This window comes from Thalassospira sp. ABL2_045 (genome assembly GCF_056161285.1).
In genome coordinates, this window is the sequence record NZ_JBSWYV010000001.1 from 531167 (window position 1) to 551654 (window position 20488).

Consider the following 20488-nt stretch of genomic DNA (forward strand, 5'->3'; position numbering starts at 1 on the left):
TTAGGTTGTGTTTTTGGGAAAAGAAGGCTGGGCTACTGCATTGTCGCTGGGTTAGCGAAAGTCATTTACGGATTGAGATCCACATCCTAAAACAGACCAAACGACGCCAGTCCGAACGAGCAAAATGAACAAGACAGTTACTGTCAGCGATCAGAACGGGACCGAAGTCCTTGCCGCCAAGCTTGCCGCTGTTGCCAGGGCAGGGGATGTGATCTTGATGCACGGCACGCTTGGCATGGGCAAAAGCGCCTTTTGCCGCGCCTTCATCCGGGCGGTGGCCGAAAACCCGCACGAAGAAGTCCCCAGTCCGACCTTCACACTGGTTCAGATTTATGAGCTGGATCGTGTGCCGGTCTGGCATTTTGACCTCTATCGTTTGTCTGATCCCGAAGAAGTCCATGAACTCGATATCGAGGATGCCTTTTCCGATGCCGTCAGCCTGATCGAATGGCCCGACCGATTGGAATATCTCACCCCGGAAAACCGTCTTGATATTCATATCGAGCCCGGATCAACCCCGGATGGGCGTGTGTTTAACCTTGAACCGCATGGCGAGGAATGGACCGCGCGGATCAATGATCTGGTGGTAAGCCCGTCATGACCCGTGCAAACCCCGATCAGGAACGCCGCAACGCCGAACGCCAGGATTTTCTGGTCACCTGTGGCTGGCAAAGCGCGCAGGTCATGCCGCTGGTTGATGATGCCTCCGCCCGCAAATATTTCCGCCTCGAACGGCGTCATGACACGGCACTTCTGATGGATTTTCCGCCCTCGGCCATTCACGTTGATCCACATGGCGTTTTTGATGACCCCGAACGACCGGCCTCGGTCACGCCGGTTTTACAGACGACCAAACTGTTCCAGCAGGCTGGGTGGCGAGTGCCGGAAATCTATGAGGCGGATGAAAAGCGCGGTCTGGTCCTGATCGAGGATTTCGGCGACATCACCTTTACCGAGGCCCTTCAAGGCGGCGCGATGCTTGATGGCACGACGCAGGATGCGCTTTATCTGCATGCCGTCGAACAGCTGATCGCATTGCATCGCTTCTGCGATGGCGGCGGCATGAAGGACTGCGATCTGGTGCGCTATGGTCCGGAAAACCTGCGTCGTATGCTCGCAAGCTTCAAGACCGATTATCTGCCACTAGTCATCCCGGATGTCGCCAAGCGCGACGCGGCAAGCACCGCCTTTGACCAGCTGCTTGAAACCGTGCTGCCGCTTTGCTGGCAGGTGGGGGACGTCATTATTCACCGCGATTATCACGTTGATAACCTGATGCTGGTCGAAAATGGCGAGGGCGGCGATGATTGCGGCATCATTGATTTTCAGGACGCCGCCATCGCGCCAAGGCCATATGATCTGGCGTCGCTCCTGCGCGATGTGCGCCATGATATCGGCCCGGATCTTGAAGCGCGGATGAAGGAATACTATCTCGCGGCGTTTCCGGACATTGATCGTTCTGATTTCGAAACAGTCTATATCGCGACCTCGATGGTGCGCAATTTCCGTATTCTTGGCCGGTTTGGCTGGCTTGCGATCAAGGCCGGAAAAGCGCGCTATTTCGACTTTATCCCGCTCTGCTGGGACATGATCCTGCGCGGGGCTTCTGATCACTTGCCAGCTCTTCAGGATTGGGTGGATGCCCATATTCCGCCTGATGCCCGCACTGCCCCGGCACTTGCACAACCTCAAACCCAAACACAAACCCCATCCGGCAAAGAGGCAAACCCATGAGCGCACCAGAAACAAAGGCACAGGCCATGGTTCTGGCAGCGGGCCTTGGCAAGCGCATGCGCCCGATCACTGATACCATGCCAAAGCCGCTGATATCGGTCGCGGGCAAGCCGATGCTTGATCATGTGCTCGATAAGCTTGCCGAGGCCGGTGTCAATCAGGCGGTGGTCAATTCGCACTATCTTGGTCAGCAGATCATTGATCATGTTGCCGACAGAACCGCACCCGCCATTGTCACCTCGCCAGAGGTTGATCTGCTTGAAACAGGCGGCGGGGTGAAAAATGCGCTCTCGAAACTCAATGACGACGTGGTCCTGATTGCCAATGCTGATGTCTTCTGGACCGAGGGGACGGAGCCGCTGTTTGATCGCCTGATCAATGCCTTTGACCCGGACCATATGGACGCGCTCCTGGCCCTTTATCCGGTGGCAGACGGGTATGGTTATGACGGGGCAGGGGATTTCTTCTGGCAGGTGGATGGGCGGCTCAAACGGCGCGGTGAAGCGCCGTCTGCCCCTTATTTCTTTACCGGTGTGCAGGTCCTGGCACCGCATCTGTTTGAAAATACGCCTGATGGTGCCTGGTCGCTCAATGTTGTTTATGACAAGGCGCTTTCCGCGGGTCGGTGTTATGGTCTGGTGCATGATGGTGGATATTTCCATATCGGCACGCCAGAGGCGCTTGAAGATTCCGAGCCTGTCATCGTCAAGGCGCTTGAGGTTGAGCGCGCCAAGAAAGCCGCATCCGGGGGAGTTTGATGGCCGACCTGTTTGATTACATGGACGCGCCCGACTATGACGAAGCCTCCTTCGCGAGCGAGGTTACGCCGCCCTCAAACCTGTTTTTCATTCCGCCCGGTGTTGCCTTTGCCGATCTGATCGCCAAGCAATTGATGGTTGAAACCGCGGATCAGCCAGATGCGCTGCCTGACTATGTGCTGATGGTGCCCAATCGGCGATCTGCGAAGGTGATGCGTGACGCCTTTTTGCGGCAATCGCAGGGTGCGGTCACCCTGCTTCCGACCATTCGTCCGCTGGGCGAGGCGGACGAAGATGAATTGGCGATTTATGGTGCGGGCGGGGAACAGGCCGCCCTTGACCTGCCACCCGCCATCCCCGATCTGCAGCGCAAATTGTTGCTCACCCAACTGATCATGGGGCGTCCTGATCATCGCGGTGAAAAACCAACTGCGGATCAGGCGGCCCGCCTTGCCGGAGAACTGGCGCGCTTTCTTGATCAGGTGCAAACCGAAAACTGCGCCTTTGACGATCTTAAGGGACTGGTGCCCGAAGAATTTGCCGAACATTGGCAGCTCACCCTCGAATTCCTGCAGATTCTGACCATCCACTGGCCGGGTATTCTCGACGCACAGGATGTCAGTGACCGGGCCATGCGGCGCAATGCCCTGATTGCGGCACAGATTGACCTGTGGGCCAAAAACCTGCCCGAAACGCCAGTCCTGATTGTCGGCTCCACCGGGCCGTTTCCGGCCTTGCGCGATTTGATGAAGGCGGTGCTTGAAATGCCACAGGGCCGTGTGGTTTTGCCCGGTCTGATGGCGGGGCTGAGCCACGAAGACTGGGCGGCGATTGCCGATGACGCAGCCCATCCGCAACATCTTCTGGGCAAGACGCTGGGCCATATTGGCCGTCACGCCGACAGCGTTCTTCCCTGGCCAGCCCTTGATCCCGAAAGCGATGCGACGATTGAGCGTCGGCGTCTTGCCCGCGAAGCACTCAGACCTGCCAAAACCACCCATCACTGGCGTCATATCACAGGCTTTGCCCCGGATGTGATGGATGGTGTTTTGCGTGTTGATTGCTCTGGCGCACGTGAAGAGGCCACCACGATAGCGCTTATGATGCGTGAGGCGCTTGAACATCCTGAAAAGACCTGTGCCCTGGTGACACCAGATCGTGGTCTTGCCCGGCGTGTGGCGACGGAACTCCGTCGATGGGAGGTCGAAATTGACGATTCGGCCGGTATCCCGCTGCATGACGCGGCACCGGCGATCTATCTGCGCCTGGTCGTGCGCGCCGTTCAGGAAGAATTCGCCCCGGTTCCGCTTTTGGAGCTGCTCAAACACCCATTGTCGGCGGCGGGGCTGTCACCGGAAAGCTTCCGTGTTCTGACCCGATTGCTCGAAAAGGAAGTCCTGCGCGGTGCGCGACCGGGGCCGGGATTGGAGGGGTTGCAGGCCGCCCTTGATGGCTGGTGTGAGGATACGGTTGCTCGCCTGGGTCATTCCGGATCAGACAGCGCCATCGCCCGGATTGAACGTATCCGTGATGATCATGCCCGGCTGAGCGATCTGGTTGCCCGGTTTAAAACCTGTCTTGATGCGCTCGATGACCTGACCGGCGATAAAACCCATGCGCCGGTTCATCTGCTGCGCTGTCATGTCACCGCGGCCGAGGCACTGGCAGCCAGCGACACCCAAACCGGTGCCGATCGCCTGTGGCGCGGTGAAGCGGGCGAGGCGCTGGCGGATTTCGTCCATGAATTGCTTAATGCGCTTGGCGATTTCGCCTCGATGCCGGGCAATCGCTATGGCGCGTTCTTGGATGCGTTGATGGCGGACCGTGCGGTGCGCCCGCGCTATGGCAAACATCCGCGCCTGTTTATCTGGGGAACGGTCGAAGCCCAGATGCAACAGGCGGATCTGACCATTCTGGGCGGGCTTAATGAAGGTGTCTGGCCGCCCGAAGCCGGTGCCGATCCGTGGATGAGCCGCCCAATGCGCCGCAATTTCGGTTTGCCTGCCCCCGAACACCGGATCGGTCAATCGGCCCATGATTTCCAACAACTGTTTTGTTCGCCAGATGTGGTGATGACCCGTGCTTTGCGTATCGAAGGCACGCCAACCGTGCCATCGCGCTGGTTGTTACGCATTGAAAACATTCTGCGTAAATCGGGCGTTTCGATGGAAAAACCTGACGCGGCCGAATGGCGTGCATTGGCCGACCTGATTGATGAACCGGCCGAAGACATGCGGGTTAAAATCGGGCGCCCGGCACCCAAACCACCGGTTTCGGCCCGCCCGGATCGCCTGTCGGTCACCCAGATCGAAACATGGATGCGCGACCCTTATGCCATCTATGCCCGCCATATCCTGGGCTTGCGCAAACTTGATGGGGTTGATGAAGACCCGGGGGCCGCCGATTACGGCAACCTGATCCACGAGGCCCTTGATCAATTCATCGCCCACCATCCCGAACATTTGCCGCCCGACGGCGAGCAGGAATTGCTGATCATTGGTCGCGAAGTGTTCAAACCGCTTGCTGCACGCCCCGGCCTTTGGGCGTTTTGGTGGCCACGGTTCGAGCGCATCGCAAAATGGTTCATCCAGACCGAAGCAGCCCGGCGCGATGCTGTGCGGAAATCCTATACCGAACAGGCCGGAACCCTTGATACCAGCAGCGGCTTTCAGGTCTATGCAAGGGCCGACCGCATTGATGCTTTGCGCGATGGTGGGATTGCGATCATTGACTATAAAACCGGCGCACCGCCCAGTCAGGGCGATGTTGCCAACGGTTTTGCCCCGCAATTGCCACTTGAAGCCGCGATTGCCGAAAAGGGTGGTTTTGGTGATGTGCCCGCCGGCCCCCCGGCCAGTATGGCGTTCTGGAAACTGTCGGGCGGGGACCCGGCGGGCGAGATTGTCGAGATCAACACAGGCCGGATGAAAACCACGCCGGCCGAGCTTGCCCATGCGGCGGTGGATGGTGTGAACGGGCTGGCCGCGGCCTTTGCCGATCCCGATACGCCCTATCTCAGCGTGCCGCATCCCGATCACGCGCCGAAATATTCCGATTATGTCCATCTTGCGCGCTTGCGCGAATGGATGGGCAGCGAGGATGTCGAAGAACTTGACGACCCTGATAATGGCGGGGAGGGCGATCCGTCATGACCGAAATGCGCGCAACCGATCCCAACGTCCTGCAACGCAATGCGTCTGATCCCAATGCATCGGTGTGGGTGTCGGCGTCGGCAGGGGCGGGTAAGACCAAGGTGCTGTCTGATCGGGTTTTGCGCCTGATGCTGTCGGGCACCGAACCGCATCGTATCCTTTGTCTGACCTTTACCAAGGCCGCCGCGGCCGAGATGGCCAACCGTGTCAATGAACGGCTGGGCCGTTGGGCGACAATGGAAGACCGCGATCTTCAGGCCGATCTTGCCAATCTGGCGGGGACAGCGCCCAGTGACGATGAAACGATCCGCGCCCGCCAGCTTTTTGCCCGGGTGCTCGATGCGCCGGGCGGGATGAAGATCCAGACCATTCACGCCTTTTGTCAGTCGCTTCTGCGCCGCTTCCCGCTGGAAGCTGGTCTGGCACCGCATTTTGAAATCATGGATGACCGCACAGCGGCCGAAACCATGGCCGATGTGCAGGAAGAAGTCCTGGCATTTGCGCGTACCGGCCGTGATGACGATTTGGCCCATGCCTTGTCTGTCGTCACCGGTCAGGTCCGTGAAGGCGCGTTTGGCGAGGTCATGAGCGAACTGGCCCGTGAACGTGGTCGTTTGAAACGCATGCTCGCCAATCTGGGCGGGGCCAAACGCATGCGCGATGCGGTCTACAAGGCGCTTGGCGTGCCGCTCAGACTTGATGATGAAACCATTCTGACCAAGGCCCTTTCTGATGATGCCTTTGACCGCGACGGGTTGCTGCGCGGGTTGGCAGCGCTTGAGGCTGGAACCAAAACCGACAAGGCACGCGTCCCGGCCTTGGCGCAGTTTCTTGAAAAGACGACTGTCGAAGACCGCCTGGCGGTGTTTAACGAATATCGCAGCGTCTTTTTCACCACAGCCGGTGAACCTCGTGCCAAGCTGATCACCAAGGGCGCTGCCGAAAACCATCCGATGGGGGCGGACGCGCTTGAGCAAGAATGTGCACGTTTGGTTGAGGTCGACCGACAGCGCAAGGCCGCCGCCATGGCCGGGGCAACCTCGGCCCTGATTACCATCGGCAATGCGATGCTGGATCGTTATGCGACCAAAAAGGCCCTGCATGCGCGCCTTGATTACGATGATCTGATCCTGACCAGCTTGCAGCTTTTGCAACGTCACGCGGGGATTGCCGGCTGGGTATTGTTCAAACTGGACGAGGGCCTTGATCACGTCCTGATTGACGAGGCGCAAGACACCAACCCCGAACAGTGGGAAGTGGTGCGTATTCTGGCCGAGGAATTCTTTATTGATGCCGGGCGCCATGCGGATACGCCGCGCACCATCTTTGCCGTCGGCGATGCCAAACAATCGATCTATAGTTTCCAGCGCGCCGATCCGGAAAAATTCGCCGAAATGCGCCGCTACTTCCGCGAACGGGCACGTGAAATTGCCGCGGACTGGCGCGAAGTACCGATGAATATCTCGTTTCGCTCCACCGATGCGGTGCTGGGCACGGTGGATCGGGTCTTTGCAGGCCCGGTCGCCAAGCAGGGGGTCGGTGATGATGGCGCGGATGTCTTGCACAGTCCATTCCGCGCAGGGCAGGCCGGGCGGATTGAACTTTGGCCCGCCGTCGAGCCCGAAGAACGTGAGGTCGAAGATCCCTGGACCCCGCCAACCCGGATTGTCCGCCTTGAAGATCCGGAGATCCGGCTTGCGCGGGTCATTGCCGGGCGCATCCGCCATGCGATTGATGAAAAGGAAACCCTTACATCGCGTGGTCGTCCGGTACGTGCGGGCGACTTCATGATTCTGGTGCGCCGTCGGACTGCGTTCGTTGATGAGGTCGTCAAGGCACTGAAAGAACGCAACGTTCCGGTCGCCGGTGTTGACCGTATGCAGATCACCGATCAGCTCGCCGTGATGGATCTGGTGGCGTTCGGCCGGTTCCTGTTGATGCCCGAAGATGACCTGACACTGGCCGAGGTGCTTAAAAGCCCGCTGATCGGACTTGATGATGATCAGCTGTTTGAAATCGCCCATAACCGTCCCAGAACCCTGTGGCATGCGTTGCGTGAAAAGGCCGCCACGGTCGAAGACGCATCACCGTTTGCACGTGCCTACGCCTTTTTGTTCAAGTGGTTGGGCCGGGTGGATTACGAACGCCCGTTTGAGCTTTATGCCGAACTTCTGGGTGGTCGCGGCGAAGAGGCGCGCGGGGTTCGTGCCCGTCTTGTCGGCCGTCTGGGCATTGAGGCCAATGACCCGATTGACGAATTCCTTAACCTTGCGATGGGCTATGAAGCCGATCATGCGCCAACCTTGCAGGGCTTCTTGCACTGGCTGATGGCCGGTGATGCTGAAATCAAGCGTGACCTTGAACAAAGTGGACGTGATGAAGTCCGTATCATGACCGTGCATGGTGCCAAGGGGCTTCAGGCCCCCATCGTCTTCCTGCCCGACACCATGCAGGTGCCAACACAGGCGCCCAACCTGTTCTGGCAGGAAGACCGCAACTTGATGTTCTGGTTGCCGCGTGTGGCGCTTGAAACCGACATTGTTGCGCGCCTGCGTGATGACATCGCGCTGAAACGTGATCAGGAATATAACCGTCTGCTTTATGTCGCCCTGACCCGTGCTGAAGACCGGCTTTACATTTGCGGCTGGCAGGGGCGGCGCAAGGCGCCCGAGCATTGCTGGTACAATCTGTGTAGCCAGGCGATGGAAGGCTACGCCAAACCGACCCAGATCGATCTTTCGACCTATTCCGGGTCGGGCTGGGACGGCGAAGGCTGGGTGTGGGAAACCGACCAAAGCCAGGCGCCAAAACCCGATCGCACAGATGACGTTACGGATTCAAAACAATCACCCAAACTTCATTTGATCCGCACGGTTGCCCCCGAAGAATCCTTCCCGCCCAAACCGCTGGCCCCCAGTCGCCCGCTCGAAGACGAACCGGCGGTTCAGTCCCCGCTTGGCGGCGATCAGGGACAAAGCTTCAAGCGTGGCCTTCTGATCCACAAACTGCTTGAACTCTTGCCCGATCTTCCGGAACAGGCCCGGCGCAAGGCAGCCGAACGTTTCCTTGCCCAGCCGGTTCATGCGCTTGATGCCGATCTGCAGGTCGAAATCGCCAATGAAACCCTGGGCATTTTCGATAATCCGGCTTTCGCCCCGGTCTTTGCGCCGGGGTCGCGTGCCGAGGTGCCCTTGGTCGGGATCGTTGGCGGGGATGTGGTTTCGGCCCAGATTGACCGGCTTGTGGTGCAGGGGGATGAGGTGATGATTGTTGATTACAAAACCAATCGCCCGCCGCCACGCGATGTCGAAGACACGCCGCGCGCCTATCGCCGCCAGATGTCGATCTATCGCGCAGCGCTTGCACAGATGTATCCGGGCAAGAAGGTCAGGTGTTTCATCCTCTGGACCAACGGGCCGTGGATGGTGGAGTTGCCCGACCATATTTTGACATTTGGCTGACGGAACCGACTCCGTGCCCAGCAAGGCTTCGCACCGTGCAGCTTCGCTGGGTGGGTCCAATGCGCTTGACGTTTGCGTCGGTGCTGCCTACCTTGGCCTCATAAAGCGGATCGAGGTCCGCGGGCTCGCCCGCCTTGCCTCGTAACAACTAGGATCTGAAAGTATGACCACGATTAAAGTTTCCGACGGTTCGTTCGACACCGACGTTCTGGGTTCCAACGACCCGGTTTTGGTCGATTTCTGGGCTGAGTGGTGCGGTCCGTGCAAACAGATTGCCCCATATCTCGATGAAATCGCTGGTGAACTGGGCGGCAAGCTCAAGATCGCCAAGGTGAATATCGACGAAAACCCGAACACCCCGGCGAAATACGGTGTTCGTGGCATTCCGACCCTGATGATCTTCAAGGGCGGTGAAGTCGCGGCGATGAAAGTTGGCGCGCTTCCGAAAAGTGCTCTTGTCGACTGGATCAACCAGTCGATCTGATCTTCATCGGAGATCATTGAATTAAAAAGGCGGTCTGAATTTCAGCCCGCCTTTTTCTTTGAGCGCTTTTTTCAGCTCTGACTCAGTATTCGTAGGGCGTACCGTCCATGTTTTCCATCAGCACTTCACGCTTGCCGACATGGTTGGCTGCCGAAACGACGCCGTTCTCTTCCATCTGTTCGATGATGCGCGCAGCACGGTTATAGCCGATAGAAAGTTTGCGCTGGATAAAGCTGGTCGATGCCTTCTTTTCGCGCAGCACAATGCCGACCGCCTGATTGTAAAGATCATCGTCCGATCCCGCACCACCGGACGCACCGGCATTGCCACCCGCCATATAGGCCGCGACCGGATCTTCTTCGGGCTCTTCGGTGACAGTATCGAGATAGGCCGGATCGCCCTGATCTCGCAGATGTTTGACGATGCTTTCGACTTCCTCGTCCGAAACAAACGGGCCATGGACACGCTGCAAACGGCCACCCTGACCCATGTAAAGCATATCCCCCTGCCCGAGAAGTTGCTCCGCCCCCATCTCGCCCAGAATGGTGCGCGAGTCGATCTTGGACGTCACGGAATAGGAAATACGTGTCGGGAAGTTGGCCTTGATCGTACCGGTAATCACGTCGACCGACGGACGCTGGGTCGCCATGATTAGGTGCAGACCGGCTGCACGGGCCATCTGTGCCAGACGCTGGATCGAGGCTTCCACATCCTTACCCGCCACCAGCATCAGGTCGGCCATCTCGTCAACGATGATGACGATAAAGGGCAGCGGCTCCATCGGCAGTTCCTGATCTTCAAAGATCGGTTTGCCAGTTTCCGGATCAAAGCCGGTCTGAACACGACGGGTTAGCTGTTCACCCTTGGCAGCAGCTTCCTTGATGCGCTTGTTATAGCCCGCGATATTACGCACACCGACCTGGCTCATGGCGCGATACCGGTCTTCCATCTCGCGCACGGCCCATTTAAGGGCGACAACCGCCTTGTGCGGATCGGTCACAACCGGGGTCAGAAGGTGCGGGATGCCATCATAAATCGACAGCTCCAACATCTTGGGGTCGATCATGATGAAGCGGCATTCTTCGGGCTTCATCCGATAGAGCAGCGACAGGATCATCGCATTGACACCCACCGACTTACCCGAACCCGTGGTCCCGGCAATCAGCAAGTGCGGCATTTTGGCAAGGTCGGCAATCACCGGGGTGCCGCCAATATCCTTGCCCAGGCTCATATTGAGCTTGCCGCTGTTCTTTTCAAAATCACTCGATGCCAGAATTTCATGCAGATGCACGGTTTCACGGCGCACATTCGGAAGCTCGATACCGATCACGTTGCGACCCGGCACCACGGCAACACGGGCGGCAATCGCACTCATGGAGCGTGCAATATCATCTGCAAGACCAATGACACGCGAAGATTTGACACCTGCGGCCGGTTCAAGTTCGTAAAGGGTTACGACCGGGCCCGGTCGTACCTGCACGATCTCGCCCTTGACGCCAAAGTCCTGAAGAACGGTTTCGAGCAGGCGCGCATTTTGTGCCAGCGCTTCCTGATCAATCGGGTTGGCATCGGCCGGATCCGGCTCGCCCAGCAGATCAAGTGGCGGGAAGCGATATTCTTCGGTTCCCAGATCAAGCGATGCCTGGCGTTGGGCTGCGGCCTTTTGGCTGGGTTGCAGTTTGGCCGCTGGGGCGGCAACGATGTGAACCGGCGGTTCGTGATCGCCGCCATCTTCGTCAAACCCGTCTTCGGCATCCGCGCTGGCCGTCGGTTCGGACTTGCGGGTCGAGATGGCAGAGCCCAGCTTGGACTTGCCTTTGTCCATCGACGGTTCCTGACGCGAACCCGGTGCGCGTTTGGCGACCGGCTCGTCATTGCTGCCGGTCGGGATAATGGCGCGAATGCCCGAAATCACCTTGCCCCCGGCAAAGGACAGGGCGGTACCCAGCCGCTCCCATTCCGACAGGGAATAGGCCATGCAAAAGATCGTCAGCGCCAGCCCAAGCACCATGGATGCCAGTGCAATCAATGCCCTTGCACCGGGCACACCAATCATCGCAAAACCTGCCTGAAGCTTGCCGAGCAGCAAATCACCGGCAAAACCGCCCAAGCCCACAGTCAGTGGCCAGTGCATGCCCGGTTGAATGGCGGCGGCCGAGGTCGCTACCAAAAGCAACGCCAGCGGCAAAACAAGGAAACGGGCCCACATCCAGCGGAATGGTTTGACTGCAATCAGGCGCAAGCCCCAACCAACCAGCAACACCGTAATCAGGGCAGACGCCAGACCAAGCGTGCGCAGCATCAGATCTGCGCCATAGGCCCCGATCGTGCCCAGCGGGTTGAAGACTGTCGTGCGGTCGGTGGCGTGGTTAAAGGACGGATCGCCCGGGTGAAAACCGATCAGCATGATGAACAGGGCCATGGCCAGCAATACCAGCCCGAGGCCACAAAACCGCAAGCCACTACGCTTGAGCAGTGTCACGAGACTGCCGGGCATGAAAGCGGTTCCAAGAGTGTTTGACTGGCTGCTCATCTGGGTATCCGTTCTGGTTAAGTCCTGCTGTTCTGCTGGTGCGAAGTGCTGGCGCTAGCTTTCCAGCGCCTTCGCGATGCGGGTCAGTCCTTCCCGCGTGGTTTCAAGATCATGGACAAGAGCAATGCGGATGAACCGTTTGCCCGGATTGTTGCCCTTGGCATCGGTCATCGACAGATAGCTGCCCGGAATGACCTTGACCCCGGTTTCCTTCCAGATTTTCTGGGTGGCGGCTTCGTCATCGCCCACATCCAGCCACAGGAAAAATCCCCCCGGCGGGCGATGGAAGCCAAACCGGTTGCCAAAGACTTCCTCGGCAATGTCGATTTTTGCCCGGTACAGATCGCGATTGGCTTCGGCATGGGCATCATCGTTCCAAAGCAACGTGGACGCGGCCATGACGGGCATCGGAATGGTTGCGGAGCAATAGCTGCGCAGCGCGATAAAGCGGTTGATGATTTTTTCATCACCGGCAACAAAGCCGGATCTCAGACCCGGCGCGCTGGAACGTTTCGACAGGCTGTGGAAGACAAGGATATTGTCCATGTTTCCGCCTTGCGCGGCACAGATTTCCAATGCCCCGGTCGGGGCTGTACGGTCATAGATATCGGCGTAGCATTCATCCATGGCCAGCACGAAGTCGTGTTTGCGCGCCAGTGCGATGATTTGCTCAAGATATTCGCGCGATGCAATCGCCCCTTGCGGATTGGCTGGCGAGCACAGGAAGAACAACGCGCAGGCATCCAGATCCTTGGGATCAATCTGATCAAGGTCGGGCATGAAGCCGTTTTCCGGGCCAGCGGCCAGCGGCACCATTTCGGCATCATTGAGAACCGCGGCCCCGCAATAGACCTGATAGAACGGGTTGGGCAGCAAGACCTTGGGTTTGGGGCCTGGCTGATCCTGTGGGATAACCGTGGTGGCGATCAGATAAAGCGCTTCGCGCGTGCCTGCGACCGGCAGGACGTGATCGTCGCGATCAATCATATCTTTGGGCAGGTCATAGCGGCGATCCAGCCAATTCTTGATGGCCGTGCGCAGTTCCGGGGTGCCGGCACCGGGCGGATATTTGTGCCAGAGGCTGGCATGCTCGACCATGGCCTCGGTGATCATGGCAGGCGGTTCATGCTGCGGTTCGCCGATCGACATGACAAGCGGCGGCTGACCGGGTTCAATACCGTCAAGCAGGGTTGCCAATCGCGGGAACGGATAGGCAGGCAATTGATCCAGGCGCGCGTTAAACATGTTCGTCGTCATTCCAGCATGGTCTGCGGCCCGCCATGGGCGGTGCCGGTGTTCAGAAGATGGGTAAAATCCCCTGACTTTACCCCTATGCCAAAAGTGCAAAGAAACATTTAAGAGCGGCGTGAAATCGGCTTCATACGGCGGCGGACAAGCATGCTCGCCATCAATGAATCCTGTCAATCAGGCAAAAGAAAAACCCGCCCGGGTTTCCCCGGACGGGCTTTTGATCAGATCGATCAGGTACCGTGCAAACACGGTACCCGTCAGAAAGTCTCGCTTAGAAGCGCTGGGAACCCTTACCGAATTCCGGATATGCTTCCAGGCCAAGCTCGGTCGCATCCGAACCGTTGGCTTCTTCTTCCTCGGAGAGGCGGATACCAACAGTGAATTTCAGAGCCAGCCATACGATCGACGAAGCAACGATGGTGAAGGCACCCATTGCAACGATACCGGTGATCTGCGTACCGAAGGAAGCACCGTCATTGGTGAACGGAACAGCAAGCGTGCCCCAGATACCAGCAACAAGGTGAACCGAAACAGCACCGACAACGTCGTCGATTTTCAGTTTGTCGAGCAGCGGAACCGCGATGACAACGAGGATACCACCGATTGCACCGATGATGATCGCCGATCCAATGGTCGGGGTGTCCGGAGCCGCAGTGATCGAGACCAGACCAGCCAGTGCACCGTTAAGCGCCATGGTGAGGTCGACCTTTTTGTAAAGGATCTGGGTCAGGATGATCGCTGCAACCACACCGCCGGCAGCAGCCATGGTGGTGTTACCATAGATGTTGGCAATCGCGATGACGTCAGCACCGGTGCCCATAGCAAGCTGGGAACCACCGTTGAAGCCGAACCAGCCGAGCCACAGGATGAAGGTACCAAGCGTTGCAAGCGGAAGGTTCGAACCCGGCATCGGGTGAACGGAACCGTCTTCGCCGTATTTGCCTTTACGTGCACCAAGGATGATCGCACCGGTCAGAGCAGCCCAGCCGCCGACGGAGTGAACAATGGTGGAACCGGCAAAGTCAGAGAAGCCCATTTCTGCGAGCCAGCCGCCGCCCCAGGTCCATGCACCGGTGATCGGATACAGAACGCCAGTCAGAACAACGACGAAGATCAGGAACGGCCACAGTTTGATGCGCTCGGCAACAGTACCCGAAACGATCGAAGCTGCGGTGGCAACGAAGACCATCTGGAAGAACCAGTCAGACGTTGCGGAATAACCGCCAGCGAAATCGCCACCAAGGGCAGCCGAGTCATCTGCGCTCCAAAGGCTCAGCGAGCCAATCCAGCCAGATACATCCATGTACATCAGGTTGTAACCGATGAGGTAGTACATGATGCCTGCGATGGAGAAGAGACCGATGTTCTTCAGCAGGATGGTGGTTACGTTTTTGGTCCGTACAAGACCGCTTTCCAGCATTGCAAAGCCAGCGGCCATGAACATGACGACAGCGCCACTGAACAGGAAGCTGAAGCTGTTAAGAATGAACTGGGTTTCAGCCGGAACACCTGCGTCCTGTGCAAAAGCCGGAGAAGCGATTGCCAGAAGGGCGGTAGCTGCAGCTGCAGCAAGGCCGGTTTTCTTCATGGAAATAGTCATAATGTCTCCCCTTGTCTCTGGACTTACAGGGCGTCGTCGCCGGTTTCACCAGTACGGATACGAACCGCCTGGCTTACATCAAGAACGAAAATCTTACCGTCCCCGATTTTCCCGGTTTGAGCAGTTTTGGTGATAGCTTCGACAACCTGATCAACCAGATTATCCGTGATGGCGACTTCCAGCTTCACCTTCGGCAGGAAGCTGACCATGTATTCAGCACCACGATAAATTTCGGTCTGACCTTTTTGACGGCCAAAACCTTTAACTTCAGTGACCGTCAAACCCTGAACGCCCAAAGCGCTAAGCGCTTCGCGGACTTCGTCCAGTTTGAACGGCTTAATGACAGCAGTAACAAGTTTCATAATATTGCGACCTCCCGGCATATCCGTTGAGTACCAACGTGGTAATCACGATTTCGCAGTCCCACGTTCCAAACCAAGAATCGTGCCAGACTCAAAATTAATTTTCTAAATATCTGAATATAAACGAGAAAATTGTGAGTCGCGTCGTCGGGATGATGACTTCCTTCTGTCATATCCGGATTAAAATCTGCACAAAATCTGTTGTTGTCCAAAAAATGTGCATATTTTTTAATCAACCAAGCACGAAAATAAAAAGCGCTTACAGCTCAATGCTCTGTGGAGGGTCGTTTCATAGCTTGCTGTATTTGACCTTCAACCGCAGGGCATATGTCGCAGTATGACGTTTCCGTGCTGAGGACTTGCTGAGTAGCGCTTTATTTTGGGTGTAGGCGCTTCAGGTCGCGATAACAGCGCGATGATGATCGGCGCGGGTTGTGGCGACGTATCTGGCAGGGTAAAGATGTGCAAACAACGCTTTCACGACGCCCTATTGCGTCAGGTCAACGCAGCATGCCGGTCCGCAAGGTAAACCGTGCTTAAGGGCGGTGGCCAAACGACACAGGAAATTGCGACATGCATGATCAGCAGGCACTTCATACCGATGTCATCATTCTCGGGGGCGGATTGAATGGCGCGTCCATGGCTTTGGCGCTCGCGCATGGTGGTATCAAGTCGGTGGTGATTGATTATGCAGACCCGAAAACCATTCTGAGCGCAAATTATGATGGTCGCACCTGTGCGATTGCGGCAGCGTCCAAATCCGTGCTCGAAGTTATCGGTGCCTGGGACGATATGGCGGATGGCGCAGAACCGATCCTTGATATCCGGATTGCCGACGGACAAAGCCCGCTTTTCCTGCATTATGATCATCATGAAGTCGGTGACGCGCCGCTTGGCTATATCGTCGAAAACCTTGTGACCCGTAGTGCACTGTATCGCGCTATCGAAAAAACCGATCTGGTCAAAATGATTGCACCGGCAAGCGTCGACAAGATTGATCGTGATCAGGGTGGGATGACCATCACGCTTGCCGATGGACAATCTGTGCGTGCGCCGCTTGCCATCGGGGCAGAAGGGCGCAAATCCATGTTGCGCGAATGGGCCGGGATCAAGACTTATAATTGGAGCTATAAGCAAAGTGCCGTCGTTTGCACGGTCAAGCACAAGGAGCCCCATAATGGTCTGGCGGTCGAACACTTCCTGCCTGCCGGGCCGTTTGCCATTCTGCCAATGACCGATAATCGCTGTTCGATCGTCTGGACCGAGGGCACCGAGCAGGCCAATTACCTGGTCAATCTCGATGACCAGACCTTCCTTGATGAACTCCATCGCCGGTTTGATGGTTATCTTGGTGATCTTGAAGTGATCGGTCCGCGCTTCTGTTACCCGCTTGGCTTGCAGCATGCCTATCACTACACACAGGATCGCTTGGCACTGATTGGTGATGCCGCACACGGCATGCATCCGATTGCCGGTCAGGGGCTCAATATGGGGATCCGTGACGTCGCGGTTCTGGCCGAAATCTTGGTTAACGCCCGCCGTCTTGGCCGCGATATTGGCAGTGCCGATGTATTGACCGAATATGAGCAGTGGCGTCGCTTCGATAACACGGTGATGCTGGCGGTCACTGATCTGACCACCCGGCTATTCTCCAATGATATCGCCCCGATCCGCTGGGCGCGCGATATCGGCTTGGCTGTTGTCGAAAAAATCCCGCCACTTAAAAAGACGTTCATGTCACATGCCATGGGCTATGCCGGAACGTTGCCCAAACTCATGCAGGGCAAGTCGCTCTGACCGCAGTATTTCCGGGCCAAAAATTGCGGGTTTCTGCCTGATCTCAGGCTGCAATTTTCAGTATAAATGATGTTTGGTCATTTATAGTCGTTCAAAACTGTGTCGTTTTTTCTGAATGGTTGTTGATTTGTGTCAACAAGTCAGCAAACAGAAAAGCGCAATGTCCCTCCCAGTTAATCAAACGAACAGGGGACAGATAATGTCATTCAAATCCAAACTTCTTGGCACCGCGTTGTTGGGTGGCATGATGGCCGCATCACTGGTTGCTGCCAATCCGGCTTCCGCACAGACCGCCGAATTCAAAACCAAACAGGCTGGCGACTTCGTCATTCGCGCCCGTGGTATTGTGATGGTTCCGGATGAAGACACCTATGACGATACGCTGAACACCGGCGAAGGCAAGTTGGACAACGACGTTGTTCCGGAAGTCGACTTCTCCTACTTCCTGACCGACAACATTGCGCTGGAACTGATTGCAGCTACCACTAAACATAATCTTGATTGGTCGAACCCGGATCTTGATGCCGGTTCCGTGCGTCTCCTGCCGCCGACTCTGACCCTGCAGTATCACTTCATGCCGGAAAGCCGCTGGAGCCCGTATGTTGGTGCAGGTATCAACTACACCTTCTTCTATGACTCCAAGCCGGGTCAGTTCACCTCGGTCGACTATGATGATGGCTTTGGCTATGCCTTCCAGGCTGGTTTTGACTATGCAATTTCCGGTCCGTGGTCGCTTAACCTCGACGTCAAAAAGATCTATCTTGATACTGACATCAGCATCAATAACGGTGCAAACACCTCGAAAGCTCACCTTGATCCGTGGGTCTTCGGTCTCGGTGTAGGCTATCGCTTCTAAGAGGCTTTCGTGACGGGGTAAGCCTTGGACGATACAGTAAAAAGCGGCTCTGTCTTCGACAGGGCCGCTTTTGCTTTTTGGGAATTCCGAAAAGTGTGCAAAATGCGCAGAGGGCGGTTAGCGCTTTGCTGGATCGCGCGACAGTCCGCGCGCCTCAAGCGCTGCGAGATAGTCGTTCCACAGCTTGTCCTGGTTGTCGTGCATCTCGCGCAGATATTGCCAGCTAAACAGGCCGCTATCATGCAAATCATCGAAACTGATGCGCACGGCATAGTTTCCGACCGGCGCGATATCAATGATGCCGACATGGCGGCGCCCGGCGATGATTTTCTTTTCGGAAGGATGATGGCCCTGCACCTCGGCTGACGGGCTCTCGACCCGGAGCAACTCGGCACTCAGGCGCGTTTGCACCCCGTCATCCCAGATAACTTCCAGAATGCGGTCATCGCGCAGATAGTTGATTTCAACCGGGCTGAATGCCGGGGTAAAGCCGTCACTGGACATGAAAGGGCTGTCCTTGCCTTAATCTTCGATAGCGCGGGCTTCGTCGGGCAGCATGATCGGAATGCCGTCGCGGATCGGGTATGCAAGGCCGGCCTTCGGGCTGATCAGCTCGTTATTGTCACGGTCATATTCCAGCGCCTGCTTTGTGACCGGACAGACAAGGATTTCAAGAAGTTTCGGGTCTACCGGGCTTGGGGTCGCGGTCATGAATTCAGCCTTCGGGTTGTGTCTGCCGTTTGATGCGGCAAGAACATCTAGTTGGTGTTGCTATAGGATTGCTTTGGGTCGGCATGAACAGCCATCTCAAGCAATGTGGTCAACATATCGCCGCGATCATACAGGGTTGTGCATTCGAGCAAAGCCTGTTTTTCAAGTGGGCTAAGGCGACAGCCCATGGAAATGGTGGTGATCAGCATTTCATCATCGCTGTCAGCCAGCGTATCCCAACAAGATCGCAGTGAATGCTGCGCAAAATAGGCCTCAAGTGCCAGTCGCAGCCGGTCACGATTGATCGTCATGTCATCTTCGGGAAGGGACAGGTCATTCTTCCACGGCCCAAAGTCGCCGCGCACCCGGCGGTACCCACCGCTATTTTCAGGGAGTTCCTCGATGACGTTAAAGCGACATACCCCGGTCAGGGTGATCAGAAAACGACCATCATCGGTTTCGCTAAAGGCGGTAATGCGGCCCGCACATCCTGTTGAAAAGATCTCCGGGTTATCCGGGTCCATGAAATAGGCGTTATGCTGGTCTGGACGCGGCTGGATCATGCCGATCATCCGGTCCTGTCCAAGGGCATCACTCACCATATGCATGTATCGCGGCTCAAAGATATTTAGCGGCAAATGCCCGCGCGGCAGCAACAGCGCACCGCTTAACGGGAATACCGGCATGGTTTCCGGAAGATCCGAAAGTTCAGGATCGAAAGGGCCGCATATGCTCATGAAAACAATACCGTTGATAAGGAACGGCGTCCGGCGACGCTGGCAGGGTCCATCGGGCCCCAGGCTTCAAAAAACTTCAGGAGTTGCGTGCGTCCTGCATCTTCGTTCCAGTCGCGATTGTTGCGAATGATCGTGATCATCACATTGACCGCTTCATCGCGTTTGTTTGCAGCAAAGCATGCCATGCCGTAATCAAACTGTGCCTGCGGGTCATCCGGATTGGCTTCTGCCGCGGCACGGGCAGCATCAAGGTCATCGCTTGAGGCACCGGATTCGGCAAGCTCAAGCGCACTGATCGCTTCGCTGACAGACGCTTTCAGGCGCAGGGTATCAGGCATGTCTTCGATATACTGGCGCGCAGCTTCAAGTTCTTCCATCGCGACAAGGCAACGGATCACACCGCCTGTGGCCTGCTCATTTTCGCCTTCACCATCGCGCTCAAGCACCGCACCATAAAGCCCGTAGGCAGTCGCGACATCGTCATTGCCAAGTGCTTCGGCTGCTTGTTCCAGAAGCTGTTCAACCGGGCTTTCGATCGGGCCACCGGCAAGCTTTTCATAAAAGGCGCGCACTTCGCTTTCGGGCTGACCGCCCTGAAAACCATCGACCGGGCGGCCACCCTTGAAGGCATAAACCGTCGGCACCGACTGGATGCGCAACTGCATCGCCAGTTCCTGGTTTTCATCAATATTGACCTTGACCAGCTTGACCCGGCCACCGGCCTCGCGGGTGACCTTTTCGATGATCGGGGTCAGGTTCTTGCACGGGCCGCACCATGGCGCCCAGAAGTCGACAACCACCGGCACTTCCATGGAAGGCTCGATGACGTCCTGGACGAAAGTTTCAACACTGCTGTCCTTGATCAGGTCGGAATCCTGATTTTGGCTGGTGGCGCCATCCGGCGCATTCGCGTCAAGAATGATCGACATTATTGTGTACTCGCTAATTCTGAATTCTAGATGATACCGCCTTGCCCGGACGACAAGAGGTATTCATGTGATATTGTGTGTCACCTATACTTTAATATAAGCGAATTGAAGGACTTACTCAGG

At 56.8% G+C, this 20488-nt stretch carries 17 protein-coding genes; 9 read left to right on the forward strand and 8 right to left on the reverse strand.

Features of this window, described 5'->3' with window-relative positions:
* Positions 1–124: 124 nt before the first annotated feature.
* The 7 genes from tsaE to trxA (ACXAIA_RS02530) are packed head-to-tail and all read left to right on the forward strand — an operon-like array spanning position 125 to position 9589.
* Positions 125–601 (forward strand): tRNA (adenosine(37)-N6)-threonylcarbamoyltransferase complex ATPase subunit type 1 TsaE, encoded by a 477-nt coding sequence (gene tsaE / locus ACXAIA_RS02500; RefSeq protein ID WP_475347953.1) that lies wholly within the window; start codon positions 125–127, stop codon positions 599–601.
* Positions 598–1734 (forward strand): aminoglycoside phosphotransferase family protein, encoded by a 1137-nt coding sequence (locus ACXAIA_RS02505; RefSeq protein WP_475347954.1) that lies wholly within the window; start codon positions 598–600, stop codon positions 1732–1734. Before tsaE ends, ACXAIA_RS02505 begins: the two co-directional genes overlap by 4 nt.
* Positions 1731–2492, forward strand: coding sequence for a nucleotidyltransferase family protein (locus tag ACXAIA_RS02510; protein ID WP_475347955.1), 762 nt, complete (start codon positions 1731–1733; stop codon positions 2490–2492). Before ACXAIA_RS02505 ends, ACXAIA_RS02510 begins: the two co-directional genes overlap by 4 nt.
* Complete coding sequence (addB, locus tag ACXAIA_RS02515; protein ID WP_475347956.1) at positions 2492–5644, forward strand: double-strand break repair protein AddB; 3153 nt, start codon at positions 2492–2494, stop codon at positions 5642–5644. The genes ACXAIA_RS02510 and addB overlap by 1 nt, the downstream gene beginning before the upstream one ends.
* Positions 5641–9105 (forward strand): double-strand break repair helicase AddA, encoded by a 3465-nt coding sequence (gene addA, locus ACXAIA_RS02520; protein WP_475347957.1) that lies wholly within the window; start codon positions 5641–5643, stop codon positions 9103–9105. The genes addB and addA overlap by 4 nt, the downstream gene beginning before the upstream one ends.
* Positions 9106–9118: 13 nt before the next feature.
* Positions 9119–9250, forward strand: coding sequence for a hypothetical protein (locus ACXAIA_RS02525; protein ID WP_475347958.1), 132 nt, complete (start codon positions 9119–9121; stop codon positions 9248–9250).
* A gap of 18 nt (positions 9251–9268) precedes the next feature.
* A complete protein-coding gene (trxA, locus tag ACXAIA_RS02530; protein ID WP_008888557.1) occupies positions 9269–9589 on the forward strand; it encodes a thioredoxin TrxA in 321 nt (106 codons plus the stop codon).
* An 82-nt stretch (positions 9590–9671) separates the two neighbouring features.
* On the opposite strand, the gene ACXAIA_RS02535 is transcribed toward trxA (ACXAIA_RS02530), so the two are convergent.
* The 4 genes from ACXAIA_RS02535 to ACXAIA_RS02550 form a co-directional block, all read right to left on the reverse strand.
* A complete protein-coding gene (locus ACXAIA_RS02535) occupies positions 9672–12122 on the reverse strand; it encodes a DNA translocase FtsK (protein ID WP_475347959.1) in 2451 nt (816 codons plus the stop codon).
* A 54-nt stretch (positions 12123–12176) separates the two neighbouring features.
* Positions 12177–13379, reverse strand: a complete 1203-nt coding sequence (locus tag ACXAIA_RS02540; RefSeq protein WP_475347960.1) for an aminotransferase class I/II-fold pyridoxal phosphate-dependent enzyme — start codon at positions 13377–13379, stop codon at positions 12177–12179.
* A gap of 265 nt (positions 13380–13644) precedes the next feature.
* Positions 13645–14973 (reverse strand): ammonium transporter, encoded by a 1329-nt coding sequence (amt, locus tag ACXAIA_RS02545; protein ID WP_475347961.1) that lies wholly within the window; start codon positions 14971–14973, stop codon positions 13645–13647.
* A 23-nt stretch (positions 14974–14996) separates the two neighbouring features.
* Complete coding sequence (locus ACXAIA_RS02550) at positions 14997–15335, reverse strand: P-II family nitrogen regulator (RefSeq protein ID WP_007088725.1); 339 nt, start codon at positions 15333–15335, stop codon at positions 14997–14999.
* A 573-nt stretch (positions 15336–15908) separates the two neighbouring features.
* On the opposite strand from ACXAIA_RS02550, the gene ubiH reads away from it, so the two are divergent.
* Entirely contained in the window at positions 15909–17132 is a 1224-nt protein-coding gene (ubiH, locus tag ACXAIA_RS02555; RefSeq protein WP_475347962.1) for a 2-octaprenyl-6-methoxyphenyl hydroxylase, read from the forward strand.
* A gap of 199 nt (positions 17133–17331) precedes the next feature.
* A complete protein-coding gene (locus ACXAIA_RS02560) occupies positions 17332–17988 on the forward strand; it encodes an OmpW/AlkL family protein (RefSeq protein ID WP_475347963.1) in 657 nt (218 codons plus the stop codon).
* Between the two features lie 117 nt (positions 17989–18105).
* On the opposite strand, the gene ACXAIA_RS02565 is transcribed toward ACXAIA_RS02560, so the two are convergent.
* From ACXAIA_RS02565 to trxA (ACXAIA_RS02580), 4 genes are read right to left on the reverse strand one after another with little or no spacing between them, the layout of a single operon-like run.
* On the reverse strand, positions 18106–18492 hold the full coding sequence (locus ACXAIA_RS02565) for a gamma-butyrobetaine hydroxylase family protein (protein WP_475347964.1): 387 nt from the start codon (positions 18490–18492) through the stop codon (positions 18106–18108).
* An 18-nt stretch (positions 18493–18510) separates the two neighbouring features.
* On the reverse strand, positions 18511–18699 hold the full coding sequence (locus ACXAIA_RS02570; protein WP_062956884.1) for a Trm112 family protein: 189 nt from the start codon (positions 18697–18699) through the stop codon (positions 18511–18513).
* Positions 18700–18746: 47 nt separating this feature from the next.
* Complete coding sequence (locus ACXAIA_RS02575) at positions 18747–19436, reverse strand: LON peptidase substrate-binding domain-containing protein (RefSeq protein WP_475347965.1); 690 nt, start codon at positions 19434–19436, stop codon at positions 18747–18749.
* Entirely contained in the window at positions 19433–20365 is a 933-nt protein-coding gene (trxA, locus tag ACXAIA_RS02580; RefSeq protein WP_475347966.1) for a thioredoxin, read from the reverse strand. The genes ACXAIA_RS02575 and trxA (ACXAIA_RS02580) overlap by 4 nt, the downstream gene beginning before the upstream one ends.
* Between the last annotated feature and the right edge of the window lie 123 nt (positions 20366–20488).

What these genes read in the sequence shown, in the direction of transcription:
- tsaE (WP_475347953.1), top strand. Translation starts at nt 125, where the DNA reads ATGAACAAGACAGTTACTGTCAGCGATCAGAACGGGACCGAAGTCCTT.
- ACXAIA_RS02505 (WP_475347954.1), top strand. Translation starts at nt 598, where the DNA reads ATGACCCGTGCAAACCCCGATCAGGAACGCCGCAACGCCGAACGCCAG.
- ACXAIA_RS02510 (WP_475347955.1), top strand. Translation starts at nt 1,731, where the DNA reads ATGAGCGCACCAGAAACAAAGGCACAGGCCATGGTTCTGGCAGCGGGC.
- addB (WP_475347956.1), top strand. Translation starts at nt 2,492, where the DNA reads ATGGCCGACCTGTTTGATTACATGGACGCGCCCGACTATGACGAAGCC.
- addA (WP_475347957.1), top strand. Translation starts at nt 5,641, where the DNA reads ATGACCGAAATGCGCGCAACCGATCCCAACGTCCTGCAACGCAATGCG.
- trxA (WP_008888557.1), top strand. Translation starts at nt 9,269, where the DNA reads ATGACCACGATTAAAGTTTCCGACGGTTCGTTCGACACCGACGTTCTG.
- ACXAIA_RS02535 (WP_475347959.1), bottom strand. Translation starts at nt 12,122, where the DNA reads ATGAGCAGCCAGTCAAACACTCTTGGAACCGCTTTCATGCCCGGCAGT.
- ACXAIA_RS02540 (WP_475347960.1), bottom strand. Translation starts at nt 13,379, where the DNA reads ATGACGACGAACATGTTTAACGCGCGCCTGGATCAATTGCCTGCCTAT.
- amt (WP_475347961.1), bottom strand. Translation starts at nt 14,973, where the DNA reads ATGACTATTTCCATGAAGAAAACCGGCCTTGCTGCAGCTGCAGCTACC.
- ACXAIA_RS02550 (WP_007088725.1), bottom strand. Translation starts at nt 15,335, where the DNA reads ATGAAACTTGTTACTGCTGTCATTAAGCCGTTCAAACTGGACGAAGTC.
- ubiH (WP_475347962.1), top strand. Translation starts at nt 15,909, where the DNA reads ATGCATGATCAGCAGGCACTTCATACCGATGTCATCATTCTCGGGGGC.
- ACXAIA_RS02560 (WP_475347963.1), top strand. Translation starts at nt 17,332, where the DNA reads ATGTCATTCAAATCCAAACTTCTTGGCACCGCGTTGTTGGGTGGCATG.
- ACXAIA_RS02565 (WP_475347964.1), bottom strand. Translation starts at nt 18,492, where the DNA reads ATGTCCAGTGACGGCTTTACCCCGGCATTCAGCCCGGTTGAAATCAAC.
- ACXAIA_RS02570 (WP_062956884.1), bottom strand. Translation starts at nt 18,699, where the DNA reads ATGACCGCGACCCCAAGCCCGGTAGACCCGAAACTTCTTGAAATCCTT.
- ACXAIA_RS02575 (WP_475347965.1), bottom strand. Translation starts at nt 19,436, where the DNA reads ATGAGCATATGCGGCCCTTTCGATCCTGAACTTTCGGATCTTCCGGAA.
- trxA (WP_475347966.1), bottom strand. Translation starts at nt 20,365, where the DNA reads ATGTCGATCATTCTTGACGCGAATGCGCCGGATGGCGCCACCAGCCAA.